General features: G+C 64.7%; 16 protein-coding genes. 9 read left to right on the forward strand and 7 right to left on the reverse strand.

The window, feature by feature from the left end:
- The first annotated feature begins 95 nt into the window (after nt 1–95).
- Entirely contained in the window at nt 96–644 is a 549-nt protein-coding gene (locus CFB43_RS32955) for a type 1 glutamine amidotransferase domain-containing protein (protein WP_089498333.1), read from the forward strand.
- A 134-nt stretch (nt 645–778) separates the two neighbouring features.
- On the opposite strand, the gene CFB43_RS32960 is transcribed toward CFB43_RS32955, so the two are convergent.
- Nucleotides 779–2,029 carry a phosphatidylserine decarboxylase family protein gene (locus tag CFB43_RS32960; RefSeq protein ID WP_089499034.1) on the reverse strand — a complete coding sequence of 417 codons (1,251 nt, stop codon included), beginning with the start codon at nt 2,027–2,029 and terminating at the stop codon, nt 779–781.
- Between the two features lie 376 nt (nt 2,030–2,405).
- On the opposite strand from CFB43_RS32960, the gene CFB43_RS32965 reads away from it, so the two are divergent.
- Nucleotides 2,406–2,981, forward strand: a complete 576-nt coding sequence (locus tag CFB43_RS32965) for a YbhB/YbcL family Raf kinase inhibitor-like protein (RefSeq protein WP_089498334.1) — start codon at nt 2,406–2,408, stop codon at nt 2,979–2,981.
- A gap of 157 nt (nt 2,982–3,138) precedes the next feature.
- On the opposite strand, the gene CFB43_RS32970 is transcribed toward CFB43_RS32965, so the two are convergent.
- The 5 genes from CFB43_RS32970 to CFB43_RS38145 all read right to left on the reverse strand — a co-directional run bounded on the left by CFB43_RS32970 (nt 3,139) and on the right by CFB43_RS38145 (nt 8,191).
- Nucleotides 3,139–3,795: a hypothetical protein gene (locus CFB43_RS32970; protein ID WP_089498335.1), complete on the reverse strand. Its 657-nt coding sequence runs from the start codon at nt 3,793–3,795 to the stop codon at nt 3,139–3,141.
- Between the two features lie 175 nt (nt 3,796–3,970).
- Nucleotides 3,971–4,870 (reverse strand): lysozyme inhibitor LprI family protein, encoded by a 900-nt coding sequence (locus CFB43_RS32975; RefSeq protein ID WP_089498336.1) that lies wholly within the window; start codon nt 4,868–4,870, stop codon nt 3,971–3,973.
- Between the two features lie 21 nt (nt 4,871–4,891).
- Complete coding sequence (locus CFB43_RS32980; RefSeq protein WP_144023155.1) at nt 4,892–6,763, reverse strand: hypothetical protein; 1,872 nt, start codon at nt 6,761–6,763, stop codon at nt 4,892–4,894.
- Between the two features lie 172 nt (nt 6,764–6,935).
- Nucleotides 6,936–7,766, reverse strand: a complete 831-nt coding sequence (locus tag CFB43_RS32985) for a hypothetical protein (protein WP_144023156.1) — start codon at nt 7,764–7,766, stop codon at nt 6,936–6,938.
- Entirely contained in the window at nt 7,757–8,191 is a 435-nt protein-coding gene (locus tag CFB43_RS38145) for a hypothetical protein (RefSeq protein ID WP_144023157.1), read from the reverse strand. The genes CFB43_RS32985 and CFB43_RS38145 overlap by 10 nt, the downstream gene beginning before the upstream one ends.
- A gap of 112 nt (nt 8,192–8,303) precedes the next feature.
- Between CFB43_RS38145 and CFB43_RS32995 the strand changes: the two genes are divergently transcribed.
- The 3 genes from CFB43_RS32995 (at nt 8,304) to CFB43_RS33005 (ending at nt 10,450) form a co-directional block, all read left to right on the forward strand.
- On the forward strand, nt 8,304–8,675 hold the full coding sequence (locus CFB43_RS32995; RefSeq protein ID WP_144023158.1) for a hypothetical protein: 372 nt from the start codon (nt 8,304–8,306) through the stop codon (nt 8,673–8,675).
- Between the two features lie 113 nt (nt 8,676–8,788).
- The gene (locus CFB43_RS33000) at nt 8,789–9,622 is read left to right on the forward strand and encodes a hypothetical protein (RefSeq protein ID WP_256990168.1); all 834 of its coding nucleotides are present in this window, start codon (nt 8,789–8,791) and stop codon (nt 9,620–9,622) included.
- 225 nt (nt 9,623–9,847) lie between these two features.
- A complete protein-coding gene (locus CFB43_RS33005; protein ID WP_089434126.1) occupies nt 9,848–10,450 on the forward strand; it encodes a TetR/AcrR family transcriptional regulator in 603 nt (200 codons plus the stop codon).
- A 201-nt stretch (nt 10,451–10,651) separates the two neighbouring features.
- Here CFB43_RS33005 and CFB43_RS33010 read toward each other — a convergent pair whose 3' ends face one another.
- Complete coding sequence (locus CFB43_RS33010) at nt 10,652–11,254, reverse strand: LysE family translocator (protein ID WP_089498341.1); 603 nt, start codon at nt 11,252–11,254, stop codon at nt 10,652–10,654.
- Between the two features lie 747 nt (nt 11,255–12,001).
- Between CFB43_RS33010 and CFB43_RS33015 the strand changes: the two genes are divergently transcribed.
- From CFB43_RS33015 to CFB43_RS33030, 4 genes are read left to right on the forward strand one after another with little or no spacing between them, the layout of a single operon-like run.
- Complete coding sequence (locus CFB43_RS33015; protein ID WP_089498342.1) at nt 12,002–13,618, forward strand: tryptophan halogenase family protein; 1,617 nt, start codon at nt 12,002–12,004, stop codon at nt 13,616–13,618.
- The gene (locus tag CFB43_RS33020) at nt 13,618–14,703 is read left to right on the forward strand and encodes a monodechloroaminopyrrolnitrin synthase PrnB family protein (RefSeq protein WP_089498343.1); all 1,086 of its coding nucleotides are present in this window, start codon (nt 13,618–13,620) and stop codon (nt 14,701–14,703) included. The genes CFB43_RS33015 and CFB43_RS33020 overlap by 1 nt, the downstream gene beginning before the upstream one ends.
- Nucleotides 14,704–14,761: 58 nt before the next feature.
- On the forward strand, nt 14,762–16,462 hold the full coding sequence (locus CFB43_RS33025; RefSeq protein WP_089498344.1) for an NAD(P)/FAD-dependent oxidoreductase: 1,701 nt from the start codon (nt 14,762–14,764) through the stop codon (nt 16,460–16,462).
- Between the two features lie 23 nt (nt 16,463–16,485).
- Entirely contained in the window at nt 16,486–17,607 is a 1,122-nt protein-coding gene (locus tag CFB43_RS33030; protein ID WP_089498345.1) for a Rieske 2Fe-2S domain-containing protein, read from the forward strand.
- The last annotated feature ends 13 nt before the right edge of the window (nt 17,608–17,620 follow it).

Consider the following 17,620-nt stretch of genomic DNA (forward strand, 5'->3'; position numbering starts at 1 on the left):
CAGACGGCGGGTGCGTCCCGTGGGCGGAAACGGCACGCCGCTTGCTGCGAAACCGGCGCGGCACGACGTGTGCCGCGTCACTGAAGGAGAGCTTCATGAGCGGAAGGCTGGTTCATTGCAAGGTGGCGATCCTCGCGGTCGACGGCTTCGAGGAAGCCGAACTCGTCGAACCGCAGCGCGCGCTCGCGGCGGAAGGCGCGCAGGTCGACGTGATTTCGGAGAAGGGTGGCGAGATCCAGGGCTTCAGGCACGTCGACAAGGGCGCGCGCGTGAAGGTCGACCGCACGTTCGACGACGCGCGCGAGGGCGATTACGACGCGGTCGTGCTGCCCGGCGGCGTCGTGAACGGCGACGCGATCCGGATGGTGCCGGCCGCGCGCGAGTTCGTGACGGCGGCCGTCGGGGCCGGCAAGCCGGTCGCGGCGATCTGCCATGGGGGCTGGCTGCTCGTGTCCTCGGGCCTCGTGGAAGGCCGCACGATGACGAGCTGGCCGAGCCTTCAGGACGATATCCGTCATGCGGGCGGCAAGTGGGTCGACCAGGAGGTCGTCCGTGACGGCCCGTTCATCACGAGCCGCAAGCCGGACGACCTGCCGGCCTTCAACGGCGCGCTGATCGATTCCCTGGCGCCACGGGCGGCGTGACCCGCGTCGGGCGACGCCATTCGCCGTGTCACGCTGACCGACGTCCACCGACGTTCCGCGGCATTACAAACCGTTGAAAACATTGCACCGACAACCGGCGTGCGTCGAGCCTGCGAGCCCGACGCACGTGCGATTCACCGTGCGATCGCGACCGGTGAATTGACGGCCACGACAGCGGTGTCGTGCTCGAACGGCGGCGCATACACGAACCGGTCGATCACACCGGCTTCGAACAGCAGGCAACAGGTCGATCCGCCGAACTGGAAGTATCCGATCTCGTCGCCCTTGTCGACGCGCTGGCCCGGCACGACGTCGATCACGCAGGACGACACGTCGCCCATGCCGACGAACACGGCGGCCACGGTGCCGATGCCGGGATCGTCGCAGGCAATCGCGACCACGGCGCGCGTCGCGACCGCCGTCGTGTACCCCTGGGAGTCGTTCAGCCCGGCCGGGTCGGGGCCTTCCGCCTCGACGATCGAATAGTAGGTGCCGTGGACCCGATACGCATGCGTGACGACCCCGCGCACCGGTGCGTGCCAGCGATGGTAGTTGTACGCGCTGAGATACGCCTGGTACAGGTCGCCGCCGACGAAGCGCTCGGCGAGCGACAGCCGGGCCGGCGTGAAGATGTCGCGCAGCGAATACGGCTGCGCCTTGATCCAGAAGCGGTCGCGCAGCTTCACGTTCGATTCGACGTGGTACGGCGCGGCCTCGCACGCGCTGACGATCACGTGCGGATCGTCGGGCGCCGCGACCGGGCGCGCGCCGTCGCGAAAGCGCCGCGTGAAGAAGTCGTTCCACGACGTGAAGCCGCCGTGCGGCTGGTCGTCGCGATACTGGAACTGCGATAGCCCGATGCGCTTGCTCGCCGCGTCGCAGAACCAGCCGTCGGGCGCCGACGTGTCGAGATGCGCGCGCGAATGCGGGCCGCCAAGGAAGCCGCACCATACGTTCAGCACGTTCTGCAGATGTGCGTTGACGGCGGCGTCGCGAAACAGCGCATGGCCCGACGGCATGCACATCGGCCAGTCGAGAAAGGCGTTGATCGGGCACACGATCAGGCTCGCGTCGCTGAACGGCGGCGTGTAGGTCATCAGGTGATCCAGGACGGTCATCAACTCGTCGATGGACGTATAGCCGAGCCGGCGGCCTGAATCGACCGCTTCATCGATCGCGCGGACCAGGGTCATGCGCAGCACTGCATGATCGTCGAACAGCCGCGCGAGTTCCTGCACGGCCGGCGTACGCAGCCGGTCGCCGGCATGCGCGCGGGCCTCGGCCGCGATTTTTTCGCGGAACGCGGCCATGTGCGCTTCTTCGCGGGCCATCCATTCGCCGAGCCGATGGCGCTCGGGCGGCGGCGGGTTGAGGTCGGTCGGCATCGTTGTCTCCGGGGCGATGATCAGGAACCGATGCAAGGAGCAATCCGCCTGCCCGGTGGGGGCATCGATCTTGCGGATCGAGTGCGCGCCCATGGCATGCCGCAAGCGCGACGAGCCGCTCCGGCATGCATTCGTGGATTGTTCTGTTTCACGCAACATGCTGATGTTGTCCGCCGACCTACTGTCGGATTCACGATGAACCTAGGATGTGCCGCGTAGGCTGTCGCACAGGCACCAGGGTGAGCCCCGTCATGGGTGCGACTCATGGTTGAAGTGCGAGCCTTGAATCCGCGTCGACGATCGTTGCAGGAACGGCATATCGCGTGTCAATCCGGTCGTGCGAAACATCACATCGAATTTCTCTCAGGATCCCGCCATGAGATTGGGTATTTTTCTGCGATCGAGTATCTGCTCCACGGTACTTTTCGCAGCCGTGCCCGCAGTTGCTTTTGCTGATCCGCTGACGGTAACGGTTGACGATCTCGACCATGACGGTCGGTTCACGAATGCTCAGGTGTACAACGGATTTGGATGTCGTGGCGACAACGTCTCGCCTCGCGTCTCGTGGGCACACGTTCCGGCTGGCACCAGAAGCATCGTCGTCACGATGTACGATCCTGATGCCCCGACCGGGGGGCTCGGCTGGACGCATTGGGAAGTCGTCAATATCCCGCCTTCGGAAACGTCGATTCGGAAAGGGGCATCGGGCGATGTACGGCTCATGCCGGTGGGCGCGCTCGAGACGCTGACCGATTTTGGCGAATCCAGGTACGGTGGGCCATGCCCGCCGCAAGGCGAATCTCATCGATACATCGTGACGGTATCCGCGTTGTCCATTCCGCGTGTCGACGTGAAACCGACGTCGAGTCCGGCGGTCGTTGCCTATCAGATGCACGGAAACATCCTTGGACAGGCACGATATATCGCGACTTACCACCGATCGTCGAATTGACCGTGAGCGCCGGTTCGCTCGTGGGACGATGTTCCGTTTGAGGGGCCGCAGAGGAAAGGCTGACAGGCATTGGCCGACCGCACCGCCACGATTCCACGATCAATGAACTGCGATGGGTTTCCGGGTGAACCGGCCGGCGCACGGCATGCGGGTTGCCCTATCGCACCAGTACCGCCTTCACGCAGGCCGGGCCCAGCGGCTCGCCGTTGTCGGAGAACGCCCTGACTGGGTAGACCCTGATATCCATGCGAGGCCGCTCGAAAGCATCGAAGACCCACCGCCCATGTTCGCCGTAATGGGTGCGGCGACTGAACCCCATTGACTCCAGTGCCTTCGTGAATTGAGCGAAGGTGGGTTCACACGTCGTCAGCGGAGAAGCCTGCGTACCGGGAATCGGATCAAATATCAGATCCACACGCGGGCCGGTATCACCGACCGTTACCCGCTGGAGACTGAATGCCCAGTTGCCCGGCAAGCGTTGACCATAGCCGAACTGATCCTTGCCAATCGCCGTGGTCTGCACGCCGAAGAGGCGGCGTACCGTGTCGGGCGTGATGTCGGTAACCTGGCCGCTTGCCCGAATCAGCGCCAGCATGCGTTGCAGCGCTTGCGTCGTGCTCAGGTCGGCTGGCGCCTGGGACGCGATAGGCGATTTGCCTGCGGAGTCCGGCGTGGCCGCGTCCGCAGGCTGTCCGTACACGCTGCCAAACGGGAGGCAGACACTCAAGGCCGCCACGATGATCCACCGCGTGACGAACCTGCTATCGGTGTGCCGGACTGAAAGTTCGGGAGTGCTGCGTCGGGGCGGCGTCATGCTGAATCCTTGTGGCGGGTGATGATGGGTAAAGGAACCGCTTCGCACTCCAGATGGCGCAATTAGAGCGGACTGATTCGGGTCATGTGCGAGGAGGCTTCGCACCGGCAGAATCGTGCATGTCTTCAGCCCGCGTGGGAATGAACATCGCCAACGCACCCGATGCGCGCGGTTCTCAGCGTGCCGCGCGAGGGTAGCGGCTGTCGGTCAGGCAGGCACGTAGCCAGCCCGTGTCTTCCGTGCCCAGTTCGGCTTCGGCATCCAGCTTGGGCAGGGCCGTTGGCGTCAAGGCCGGGCGGCCTGGATGGAGATTCCAGCCGGCGGCCGCCTTGCGCGTCTCATCCACATCCGGACACGGGCTGCCGCCTTCGGAGCCGTCGCCGCACGCCGCAACGGTTTCCAGCCTGCCCTGGACGACGTTGCCGACCAGGCGCGTCTCGTAGTAGCCGCCGCTCGCCCAATCGTCCTGCAGGGTGCAGATCCTGTCCTGGTTCTGATAGCGGCGTTCGCTGAAGCAGCCATAGCTCAGTTGACCGTCGTGAGGCAGGAAGTCGCATCGGGTCTCGAATCCGGCGAACGGGCCACCCGTGAATTGAGTCAGAAAGGTGCGCTGCGCAAGGGCCGTTTCAAGCAGGCGCGGCGCGGCCTTGCCGCGTTCACTCAAGGTCTCGGTGCGCTGGCGGATCGCCTGCAGCAGGCTCGCCCGCAGGGCCTTGGCATTCGGTGCGCCGGGGAAATCGACCGGATCCGCGAAACGCTTGTCACGCGCCGCGAGCCAGCGTTTCTGACTGCGGACCAGCATCGCGCGCAATTCGCTATCGTTGCCCGCCTGCTGCATGACGGCCGTATAGGCTTTGCCCATTTCCGCATCGGCGGCCTTGAGTTTTTCATCGGCACAGATCGTGTGCTCGACGCGGTTGCCGGCCTTCTGGCAGTCGATTGCATGTGCGGAAGCCGCTGTGAAGAGCAGGGCGACACAGGCGGCGTGCTGGAGGGTGGGTTTCATGCTGGTTTCCGTGCCGATTCGGTTGTTCGAAGCCTGGGTGAGGCCGCGCTTCAGGTTTTTGGCGGTCATGGCGATGATCGGGGCGTGCGCTCAACGCACGCCGAGCGAATAGTCCTGACCGTACACCGAGCGAAGTTCGCCCGGCTTGCCCAGGAGCTTGAGCGGGCGATACCTGGCGTTGGACAGGATGCGCGTGGCGCGCGGGTAGAACCCCGGGTCGGATGCCAGGCCCTGCACGTGCGCCATGTCGGCCGGGATGCGTGTGAGGGTATAGCGCGTCAGGTCGCACTGGATCTGGCCGCTGACGATCTCGCAGGCTTGCTTGTCGTAGTCCGCGTTGGGGGGCGTGGGGTACAGCCCGTCGATCACGACGGCTTCGCCCGCCGCGACGCTGAACGAAGCAAACTCGCGCTTGAGCCGGGTCGAGACCGCCAGCCCGTCCACGGACTTCTCCCGGGTGACGGTCTTCCATCCCGCGGGCTCGGTCATCTCCGATACCGTTCTCTTCTCCGTCGCCCAGAATGCGCAGCCGCCGCTCTGGACGAAGACCGACGAGCAGTACGTATCCGTGACCTCACGGTCGCGAAACTGCGCGTTGAACCATTCCTGCGACTGGATGAAGTCGGTGTTCTTCTTGGGCAGCAACGCGATCTGCCCCAGCGGCGAACGCCCCGGCTTCTGCTGGGTGCCGAGCTGCGACATCGCGTTGGCGGTCGTCTCGTAGGTGTTGCCGGCGACCGTGTAGGTACCCGGATTGACGATGTAGACGAAGTACTGCGCGTTGCCCGCCACGAAGGTCGAGACATAGCCGTGCAGCCCCACTTCGTTGAAGGGTTCGTCCGGCCCCACGCGTATCACGTCACGGGCGTTGGCCTTGTTTTGCCAGATCGTGGTGGCGGTCACGTCGGTACGGAATGCCCATTTCTTCTCGTTGACGGCTTCGTCGCCGGTGTACTTTCTGTCGAGGTTGATGGCGGGCACGATCACGAGGGACTTGCCGGCCACCACGGCGCGGTTGATCAGCCAGTCGATGCCGGCGTGCCAGCGTTCCAGCTTGCGCTCGCGGGGCAGCGCCGGCGGCTCTTTCGATTCGCCCGGCGGCGCCGCGGTGGCGGCCGCGACGAGCGAGCAGATTTCCTTGCGCAGCGTGTCGTCGTCCATCTCCTGCTTCGGGTTGAGTCGGGCGACGACGGAGATCACGCCCAGCGACTCCTCCAGCATGAAGCGGATCGGGAACGCGCGCTTCTCGCCCTGGTCCGGAAGCGGCTGGACGAGCGTGACTTCGGTCAGCGTGCCGTGCCGTTCGTTCGACGTCACGCTCAGGTTTGCCGCGGTGGCCGCTTGTGTCAGCCGGGCGGCCGCGTCCGCCGGGTTCAGCGCCTTGATCGGCAACCAGGTGGTGTAGTGGCGGCCGGTGACGCCATCCAGCGCGGGGCGGAAGTTGTACGTGCAGGTGGTAAAGGCGGGCGCGCCCGGAAAGGCGTCGCCGGACGACGCGGGCGCCGTGACGGCCACGCCGGTGCTGGCTGCGCTGCGGCTCATGTCGACGCGGCCGAGCATGCCGCACATGCCGCCCCGGATGGCTTCGGGTGCTGCCTGCATGCCCGCGGGCAACGTCGTCGCCACGGAAAGGGTTTTCGAGTCCTGATTGGCCGTCAGCGTGATGGCGAATCCGCGGGCGCGGTCACTTTGCTGTTGCTGGATCGTCAGCTGGCCGGTCGAACCGGTGTAGTGCTCGTCGCCGATCAGGAAGCCGTCGCCCGCGGCGATCTGCTTGAGTTGCGCGATGGCGTTGCGTGCATCCAGGCCCGGCACCGTGGCGAACGTCGAGAAGCGTGTGCCGGCACCGGTGTCGGCTTCACGCTTGAAATTGTCCTCGCAGCCGGCCGCCGCCGCCGCGTGGTGCCAGCCGAGACCCAGCATGAACCCAAGGAAGGTCAGGCGCAGGCGTGTGGAATTCATGATGGTGCTTCCCCCGTGTAGTGATGGCGTCAAGCCGCTGTCTTCCATTCGATCAGCAGTCCGGATGGGTGGTGATGCGCCCGAAACTCGCTGCGTCGGCCGCCTTGGCGGCGCCAGGCAGGCGCTGGCATGCACGGCTCGTGCGGATGCCCTTGCGCCGAAGCGCGCCTGCTCAGGCGTCGGCGCGCTTGCACTTCATGCTCGCGATACGTTGATCCGGCCGGGTGCGGTAGAACACGAAGTTCGTCGCCCCCGGGCCCTGATTGCCGCCCTCTTCATCGACGTAGGTTTCCGCAAACACCGGCACGGCGGCGTTGGCGATGCTGACCCGGAAGAACACGTTGTTTTGTGTGTTCGGCGCGGTGGTGCCGTAGTCGAGCGCGCATCGGCCGGCGATGCGCTTGACCGTGGCGCGGCGGCCGAGCTGGCGCAGCAGGATGTCCTGCGTGTCGTCGCTCGGGTAGAACTTGCGCAACGCGATCGACAGGACCGCGGTGGCATTGCCATTGAGGACGACGCCGACGTGGCCTTCGTTGTCCGTTTTGATGCCGGCGTCCTCGCCGACCTTGCCGTCCGGCACATCCACGTCGCCGAAGCCGGTGAGCAGCGTGCTGCCGCTACGGTAGTGCGTGGTCTCGGGGGAATGGCCGTCCGGATTGCCGAGCGGCTTCGCGTCGGTCCATTGCACGCCGGGCAGGTTGTCGAACGCCGGCCAGGTTGCCGGCTTCGCCGCGCCGAATACGCCCAGCAGCGTTTGCAGCGGCGATGCAGGGGTCGTTTCCGGCACATGGACGGCCGGCAACGACACCGCGGATGCCGGATCCGCCGTCGGGTTGGCGGGCGGCATGGCGCGCTTGCACGCGCTCAGGCCGATCAGCAGGACGCCGGCGGATAGCGCGCACCAGACGGCGGGCGGGGGGCGCATGGGCAGGCGTTGCATGTGGCGCTCCTGGTTGGCGCGGCGGCCTGGGTAAGGCAGCCGACGACGGGCGATCAGCGGCACTTGACGTCGTAATCCGTGACGGACGGGAAGTCCCTCAACTCGGACACCGCGCGTGGCGCGCAGGCATGCGTTTGTGCGGCGGCCGGCACGGTGAGCGCAAGGCCAGGCACCCGGCCGGCGCCGACCAGGCCCTTCGTTGCGAACGACGCGAACGACGCGAACGATGCGGCGAGAAGCGGCAGAACGGCGGCACGCGGCATGGCGGAAGATCCGGAGAGATCGGTGGAAGCGGGCTTCAAGGGACGACGCACATAGGTCTGCCTGTCGCCGGCATGTCGGGCGTGTATTAACCGCCGAATAGCACTTTTATGAAACGTGTTCATTTCCCAAATATTAGGATCGGAAAATATATCGAGAAGTAGAAACACGGCGATCGTTGTGCGTGCGCCGATTGCCTCGGTCTTGCTGATCGCGATTCTAGTCAAAGTAGATCGACTAGTATACATTCATCATATCGTTCTTCTCGCGTCGTCAAGCTGTGGACCGGATGCGAAGCGGTGCAGGGGCGCCGAGTGTGGCTTGCGCAGGAATTTCACGATGACACGGACAGCCAGTATCGATGAGATCGCCCGTAGCCTGAACGGGTTGGAGCCACCCTGGCTGCCGGCCTATGACATGCGCGCCTATGCAGCAAAGGTGGATTCGGAGTGCGGATATAGCTCGGAAATGATGGTCGCCCTCGAGATCAATACGCGAATGTTCGAGGAAGTCGTTGCGTACGTGCATTTGTGCGGCGCGTTCGCATCGCTGCATCCATCCACGGCGCGGCAGTACGAATGCGTGCGCAACGACTCGGCCGAAATCGACGATGTGCTTGCACACCATGCGACCGGCGCATGTCCTACGTACACGGGGTTGCTGGCGTCGTTCGTCGACCGGGGCATCGTCGTGCGACGTGCGCCTGGTTGAGGTGCCGCCCCAGTAACGGCTTCGTGCCGCTTTCCTTTCGACTGCGACGCATCGCATTCGCAGTCGCGATCAGGACCCAGCTCAAGATGACCACGCCTTCCGGACACCCTGCCATGCAGACAACAACCATCAAGCAAGCCTCTGCTTTGTTCGCCTGGGTCAACCGGGCGACCGCCGACCGGTCGCGTCGATGCGCGTCGGCTGTTTGCGCGACAGCCGGGCTATTGCTCGCCGCCAGCATGTTTTCCGGGTGTGCGCCGCTGTCGGCGTCCGCGCCGGCCGATCCTCAACAACAGGCTGTCGCGGAGCAGCGGAATGCGAATGCGTTGTATAGCCGGAAGGTGTTGGCATACAAGCCGATGTTCGAGAATCCTGGCGGCTACGGTCGAGAGCAGATACTGGATGCGTACGAGGCAGTCCTCCAGCAGTACTCCGCCGCTGCGATCGTGTATGCCCGCATCATCTATCCCGACGCTCGACAGACGCTTCCACCTTCGCTGCAGCCATTGCCGGCGCCGTCGGGGCCGGTCACGCTGGCGGTCGTCAATCGCGACTACGAACACGTGCTCGGCATGAGCGCTGCGTTGTGGGAGATGGATATGGCGGCGAACTTTGGCCGGCCGTCGAAATTGCCGATACCGAAATACAACGGCCCGGTGCTGATCATGCCGCCTTTGCCGCCGTTTCCGCCGCTGCAGGATGTTCGCGATCCGAAGTTCGCCCGGCTCGTGACGATGACGAAGAAAGTGGACGACGCGCAGAAGGCGGATCTGGCACGAGAGCACGCCGCGATCGAGCAACAGTATGCGGAGCAGGCCGCGTGGCGGGCACGACACCCCATGGGGCAGTATGACCACCTCGATCCGAGGACCGGGCTGCCGTACGCGCCCCCGCCCCAGGAGACGCAGCGATGGTGCATGATGGGCGGCGGCCGGGTGCCTTGCTGAAACCGCTGCGCGCAGCGGCAATGGTGGCATCCGTTTCCGACGTGGGGCCGTCTGCTTCAAAACCCGTGCTCGTGTCGGCCTGCGTGACGCTGTTCGCGGGCAGCGTATCGGTCGCGCATCCTGGTCAACCGGTATCCGGCAGCGGGCACACGTGCCCGACAGGCTGAAGAGAGCGGTGCGGGCGGCGGTGCTAAGATGCCCGCCCTGTAGTCAGGAGATGCATGAATGCGCGCGAGCAAACGCCAGCAGGTGGTCGACAAGGCAGGTGAGTTGTTTTCCCTCCATGGCTTTCATCCGGTCGGCATCGACCGGATCATCGCCGAAGCGGACGTTGCCCGCATGACGCTCTACCATCACTTCGCCGGCAAGGACGATCTGATCAAGGCCGTGCTGGAGCAGCGCTACACCTTCATCATGGAGAGCATCGCCGCGAAGCTCGACCCCATGCCGCACGCCGCTGCGCGCCTGAAGGGGATTTTCGACTGGTACGGCACCTGGTTCAGCAGCCCGGCGTTCGCGGGCTGCCTGTTCGAGCGTGCGCTGGCCGAGTTCGGCGCGACCTGCCCCAAGGTGACCGACGTGGCGGTGCGCTATCGCGACGACTTGCTGGCCCTCATGGAGCAACTGCTCGCCGAGATCGTTCCGCGTCGCCGGGCACGTCAGCTGGCAGGCGTGTACGTGATGTTACTGAGCGGGGCGACCGCGGATGCGCGTGCGATCGGGGATTCGCAGGCTGCCGCAAGGGCCTGGCAGGCGGCGGAGATGTTGCTGAACGAGTCCAGGGTCGCAGCGGAAAGCACGCGTAAAGCCCGTAGCCGTCGTGCTTGATCGTTGGGGGCCCCGTTTAGCCTTGGCACAACGTCGACCGTAGCGAGTACGAATACGGGCCGACGCTGTCAAGCATGCGGCGAATGCGGTGCCAGATACTCCCGGCATCCATGCCGATGGGTTTCACAAGAACGCGCCGCGATTTCTGCACTGCGTTTTACCGAAGGCAATGCAAGAAGGTAAACGCGCGCCGCGGCCGCCTCATCGATTGAGCACGGAGCTGGCCAGCGTTGCCGCGAACGTCAGCAACACCAGCGACGAGCACCGCAGCACGAGGGAAGCCAGTCGACCCTCCGAGCGGTTCATGACCAGCAGCCGCCCCGACCGGGACCATATCAGTCCGATCGGAATCAGGGTGATCAGAAATACACCGGTCGACATCAGGAAAATGTCGAGCGACCTGAACGCCGCCTCCGGAAAAATGGCGCTTGAAAACAACAAGGCCTTGGGGTTCATCAAGGTCGCAACGAAAAGTGCTCGGAACCCCAGCGGCGGCGAGTCGGTGGCGTCAAAGTCGGCGCCTTTGAACCACATGTTCACGGCGAGGTAGAAGATGAACGTGGCGCTGAGCAACTTGACGCAACTGACGATCCACGGATATTGCGTCGCCAACGACCACAGAAAGAATCCCCATACGGTGATGGCTATCACATAGCCTGACGCCTCCGCAGCGACCAGCCGGCACGCACCGCGCAGATTCAGCTTGAGCCCGGCAGACAGCAGCAGCGTGTTGGTCGGCCCGGGGACCAGCAGCACAAGGGCCGCGTAGAACGACATTTTCAGCATGGGACTCAATGTCAACATGGGCTAACCTCGTTTTTCCAACGATGGGCTCGGTGCAAGTGTCGATGACTGGCGACGCGTGAATCTGCATGGGTTGCCGGAAGGCGACCCCGGCAGGGCTGCGCCGGTAACGTAGAAAGTGGCAGGCAAGGCGACGGTGTCGCGCCCATCATTGTCAGGGTCAAGTCGCTTCCCGGCATACCTGCCGGATAATCATAAGTCGCGAAAAGTGTCACTGACAACGCTTGTTCCTCGCGTTTGGTATTCCGAAACTCCGCGAGCGATTGCTTCGTCCGTTCATCATCGTATATGAATCCTGGACATGATTTATCCGGTTCGAAATTAATATCTGCGAACCTGGAATTGTCGTTGTTATTGGTCCGTAAATTTGAAGGTTCCAGGTCGAACTTACCGCGATAAATATATTCACGTATTAATGACGTAATTTTTGCGTGGTCGTGTTCGAGAATGTAATGTCGGCCACCGATACGTCTGGCAAGGCAGTGCGAAAAAATAGGGATAATTTAATGACAATGCACGAATCATTGAATTGATGACAAATATAGTATTCAGTGTGGAGCGCTTTTCATGTTGGCGTGCGTTGTATTCAGTATTTGGATCGCGCAATGAAATATTGAATAAGGCAAATAAAAATACTGTCAAATATGCCAGTTTAATTTAATTAATCGACGGCCTATTCTAAATGCGGATCAATTGAGCACCATCGCAGAAGTCCATTCGGGTTTTAAATCCTATGGGAAGCGCGTCATGAGCAATCCGATCAAGCATATCGTCATCGTGGGCGGCGGCACCGCGGGCTGGATGTCGGCCTCGTACCTCGTCCGGGCACTCCAGCAGCAGGCGAGCATTACGCTCATCGAGTCCGAGGCGATTCCCCGGATCGGCGTGGGCGAGGCGACCATCCCCAATTTGCAGAAGGTATTCTTCGACTTCCTCGGGATACCGGAGCGGGAGTGGATGCCCCAGGTGAACGGCGCGTTCAAGTCCGCCATCAAGTTCGTGAACTGGCGGAAGTCGCCCGACCGCTCGCGCGACGACCACTTCTACCATTTGTTCGGCAGCGTGCCGAACTGCGACGGCGTGCCGCTGACCCATTACTGGCTGCGCAAGCGCGAGCAGGGCTTCCAGCAGCCGATGGCGTACGCGTGCTACCCGCAGCCCGAGGCGCTCGACGCCAAGCTGGCGCCGTGCCTGCTCGACGGCACCCGCCAGATGCACCACGCGTGGCACTTCGACGCGCACCTGGTGGCCGATTTCCTGAAGCGCTGGGCCGTCGGGCGCGGGGTGAAGCGCGTGGTCGACGAGGTCGTGGAGGTTCACCTGAACGAGCGCGGCGATATCGCCAGCCTGTCCACCAAGGAGGGTCGGACGCTGGAGGCGGACCTGTTCATCGACTGCTCCGGCATGCGGGGGCTCCTGATCAACCAGGCGCTGAAAGAGCCTTTCATCGACATGTCCGACTACCTGCTGTGCGACAGCGCGGTCGCCAGCGCGGTGCCCAACGACGATGCGCGCGTGGGGATCGAGCCGTACACCTCCGCGATCGCGATGAACTCGGGGTGGACCTGGAAGATTCCGATGCTGGGCCGGTTCGGCAGCGGCTACGTGTTCTCGAGCAAGTTCACGTCGCGCGACCAGGCCACCGCCGACTTCCTCAACCTCTGGGGCCTCTCGGACCAGCAGCCGCTCAACCAGATCAAGTTCCGGGTCGGGCGCAACGGGCGGGCGTGGGTCAACAACTGCGTCGCGATCGGGCTGTCGTCGTGCTTTCTGGAGCCGCTGGAATCGACGGGGATCTACTTCATCTACGCGGCGCTTTACCAGCTCGTGAAGCACTTCCCCGACACCGGGTTCGATCCGCGGTTGAGAGACGCGTTCAACGCCGAGATCGTCTACATGTTCGACGACTGCCGGGATTTCGTCCAGGCGCACTATTTCACCGCGTCGCGCGACGACACACCGTTCTGGCTCGCGAACCGGCATGACCTGCGGCTCTCGGATGCCATCAAGGACAAGGTCGAACGCTACAAGGCCGGGTTGCCGCTGACCACCACGTCGTTCGACGACGCCACGTACTACGAAACGTTCGACTACGAATTCAAGAACTTCTGGCTGAACGGCAACTACTACTGCATCTTTGCCGGCCTGGGGCTGCTGCCCGACCGGTCGCTGCCGCTCTTGCAGCACCGGCCGGCGTCGGTCGACAAGGCCGACGCGATGTTCGCCCGCATCCGGCGCGAGGCCGAGCGTCTGCGGGCCAGCCTGCCGACGAACTACGACTACCTGCGGTCGCTGCGTGACGGCGACGCAGGGCGGGCGCGCAGCCGGCCCGGGCCGGCGGTCGCGGCGCCGGAGACCCTGTAGTGGAGCGCGTCCTGGGCCGGGCACGCGCATTCGCGGCCACGCACGCCGCGGTGGCGGCCTGCGATCCGCTGCGCGCGCGGGCGCTCGTGCTGCAGCTGCCGGCCCTGAATCGCAAGAACGACGTGCCCGGCATCGTCGGCCTGTTGCGCGAGTTCCTCCCGGCGCGGGGCGTGCCGTCCGGCTGGGGCTTCGTCGAAGCCGCCGCCGCGATGCGGGACATCGGGTTCTTCCTGGGGTCGCTGAAGCGGCACGGACACGAGCCCGTGGACGCGGTGCCCGGGCTCGAGCCGGTGCTGCTCGACCTCGCGCGTGCGACCGACCTGCCGCCGCGCGAGACGCTCCTGCATGTGACGGTCTGGAACCCCGCGACGGCCGACGCGCAGCGGAGCTACACCGGGCTCGGCGACGAAGCGCACCTGCTCGAGAGCGTGCGCATCTCGATGGCGTCCCTCGAGGCGGCCATCGCGTTGACCGTCGAGCTGACCGACGTGCCGCTGCGCTCGCCCGCGTTCGAGGAAGGGTGCGTCGAGCTGGCGGCCCATCTTCAGAAAATGGTCGAATCGATCGTCTACGCGTACCGCTTCATCTCGCCGCAAGTCTTCTACGACGAGCTTCGCCCGTTCTACGAACCGATTCGGGTCGGGGGCCAAAGCTACCTCGGCCCCGGCGCCGTGGAAATGCCCCTCTTCGTGCTGGAGCACGTCCTGTGGGGCTCGCAATCGGAGCACCCGGCCTATCGGGAATTCAAGGAGACGTACCTGCCCTATGTGCTTCCCGCGTTCCGGGCGGTCTACGCCCGGTTCGCCGGCCGGCAGGCGCTCGTCGACCGCGTGCTCGGCGAGGCGCAAGCGGCCCGCGTGCGGGGCGAGCCCGTCGAGGCAGGGCTGGCGGCCCTTGAGCGGATCTTCGAGATCCTGCTGCACTTCCGCGCGCCTCACCTCAAATTGGCGGAGCGAACCTACGCAGCCGGGCAAACCGGCCCGACGATCGGCAGCGGCGGGTACGCGCCCAGCATGCTCGGCGATCTGCTCATGCTCACGCGCGACGCGCGGTCCCGCCTCCACGCCGCGCTCGCCGAGCCCTGATACCTGACGCCTGACGTGCTTGGCCATGTGTTCCATCTCACCCGGAGAGCTTGCCCCCATGACTCAGAAGAGCACTGCAAACGAGCGCGATAACCATCATTTCGACGTGATCATCCTCGGTTCGGGCATGTCCGGCACCCAGATGGGGGCCATCCTGGCCAAACAAAAGTTTCGTGTCCTGATCATCGAGGAGTCGTCGCATCCGCGGTTCACGATCGGCGAATCGTCGATCCCCGAGACGTCCCTGATGAACCGCATCATCGCCGATCGCTACGGCATTCCGGAGCTGGACCACATCACGTCGTTCTATGCGACGCAGCGTTACGTCGCGTCGAGCACGGGCATCAAGCGCAACTTCGGCTTCGTGTTCCACAAGCCCGGCGAGGAGCACGATCCGAAGGAGTTCACGCAGTGCGTCATTCCCGAGCTGCCGTGGGGGCCGGAGAGCCATTATTACCGGCAGGACGTCGACGCCTATCTGTTGCAAGCCGCCATCAAGTACGGCTGCACGGTTCGCCAGAAGACGAGCGTGACCGACTACCACGCGGACAAGGACGGCGTCGCGGTGTCCACCGCGCAGGGCGAACGGTTCACGGGCCGGTACATGATCGACTGCGGGGGGCCCCGCGCGCCGCTCGCGACCAAGTTCAACCTCCGCGAGGAGCCGTGCCGCTTCAAGACGCACTCGCGCAGCCTCTACACGCACATGCTCGGGGTCAAGCCGTTCGACGACATCTTCAAGGTCAAGGGGCAGCGCTGGCGCTGGCACGAGGGGACCTTGCACCACATGTTCGAGGGCGGCTGGCTCTGGGTGATTCCGTTCAACAACCACGCGCGGTCGACCAACAACCTGGTGAGTGTCGGCCTGCAGCTCGACCCGCGTATCTACCCGAAAACGGATATCCCCGCGCAGCAGGAGTTCGATGAATTCCTCGCGCGGTTCCCGAGCATCGCGGCGCAGTTCCGCGATGCGGTGCCGGTGCGCGACTGGGTCAAGACCGACCGCCTGCAGTTCTCGTCGCGCGCGTGCGTCGGCGACCGCTACTGCCTGATGCTGCACGCGAACGGGTTCATCGACCCGCTCTTCTCCCGGGGGCTCGAGAACACTGCGGTGACCATTCACGCGCTCGCGGCGCGCCTCATCAAGGCGTTGCGCGACGACGACTTCTCCCCCGAGCGCTTCGAGTACATCGAGCGCCTGCAGCAGAAGCTGCTGGACCACAACGACGACTTCGTCAGCTGCTGTTACACGGCGTTCTCGGACTTCCGCCTGTGGGACGCGTTCCACCGGCTGTGGGCGGTCGGCACGATCCTCGGGCAGTTCCGGCTCGTGCAGGCCCACGCGAGGTTTCGCGCCTCGCGCAACGAGCGCGACCTCGATCACCTCGACGACAACGCGCCGTATCTCGGCTTCCTGTGCGCGGACATGGAGGGGTACTACCAGTTGTTCAATGACGCCAAGGCCGAGGTCGAAGCCGTGAGCGCCGGGCGCAAGACGGCGGGGGAGGCCGCCGCGCGGATTCACGTCCTCATCAACGAACGGGAATTCGCGAAGCCGATGTTCGGCTTCGGGTACTGCATCACCGGGGCCAGGCCGCAGCTCAACAACTCGAAGTACAGCCTGCTGCCGGCGATGAAGCTGCTGCACTGGACGCAGACCAGCGCGCCGGCCGAGGTGAAAAAGTACTTCGACTACAACCCGATGTTCGCGCTGCTCAGGGCGTACGTCACCACCCGCATCGGCCTGGCGCTGAAGTAGCCGGCCGACACTGCCACGACAACATGGACGACGTTCAATTTCAATTGCATCCAGCGGATGCCTGGGAGCAACCGTCGGGGGCATACGACGCGACCACGCGCGTGGCCGCGAGCTGGTACGTCGCGATGCGTTCGGACGCCCTCAAGGACAAGCCGCTGGAACTGACGCTCTTCGGCCGGCCGTGCGTGGCGTGGCGCGGCGCGACGGGGCGGGCCGTGGTGATGGACCGCCATTGCTCGCACCTCGGCGCGAACCTGGCCGACGGGCAGGTTCGGGACGGGTGTATCCAGTGCCCGTTTCACCACTGGCGGTACGACGAACAAGGCCAGTGCGTTCACATTCCCGGCCACAGTACGGAGGTGCACCGGCTGGAGCCCGTTCCTCGCGGGGCGCGCCAGCCGACGTTCGTCACCGCCGAGCGATACGGCTACGTGTGGGTCTGGTACGGCGCGCCGCAGCCGCTGCACCCGCTGCCCGAGATCGCCGCGGCCGACGTCGACAACGGCGACTTCATGCACCTGCACTTCGCGTTCGAGACGACGACGGCGGTCCTGCGGATCGTCGAGAACTTCTACGACGCGCAGCACGCGCACCCGGTCCACGCGCTGCCGATCTCGGCCTTCGAGCTCAAGCTCTGCGACGACTGGCGCCCGTGGCCGGAGGTCGAGCCGCTGGCCCGGGCGGGCGCGTGGTTCGGCGCCGGGATCGACTTCACCGTGAACCGCTACTTCGGGCCCCTCGGCATGCTGTCGCGCGCGCTCGGCCTGAACATGTCGCAGATGAACCTGCACTTCGACGGCTACCCCGGCGGGTGCGTCATGACCGTCGCGCTGGACGGAGACGCCAAATACAAGCTGCTCCAGTGTGTGACGCCGGTGAGCGACGGCAAGAACGTCATGCACATGCTCATTTCGATCAGGAAGGCGGGCGGCCCCCTGCGCCGCGCGATCGACTACGTGCTGTTCGGGCTGCAGACCCGGCAGGCCGCGGGGTACGACGTCAAGATCTGGAACGGGATGAAGCCGGACGGCGGCGGCGCGTACAGCAAGTACGACAAGCTCGTGCTCAAGTACCGCGCGTTCTACCGGGGCTGGGTCGACCGCGTCGCCGCCAGCGAGCGGCCAGGCGCGAGTCGACGGCCCTAGTCGATGCCGGCTC

This window comes from Burkholderia sp. AU15512 (genome assembly GCF_002223325.1).
Taxonomy (GTDB): Bacteria; Pseudomonadota; Gammaproteobacteria; order Burkholderiales; family Burkholderiaceae; genus Burkholderia.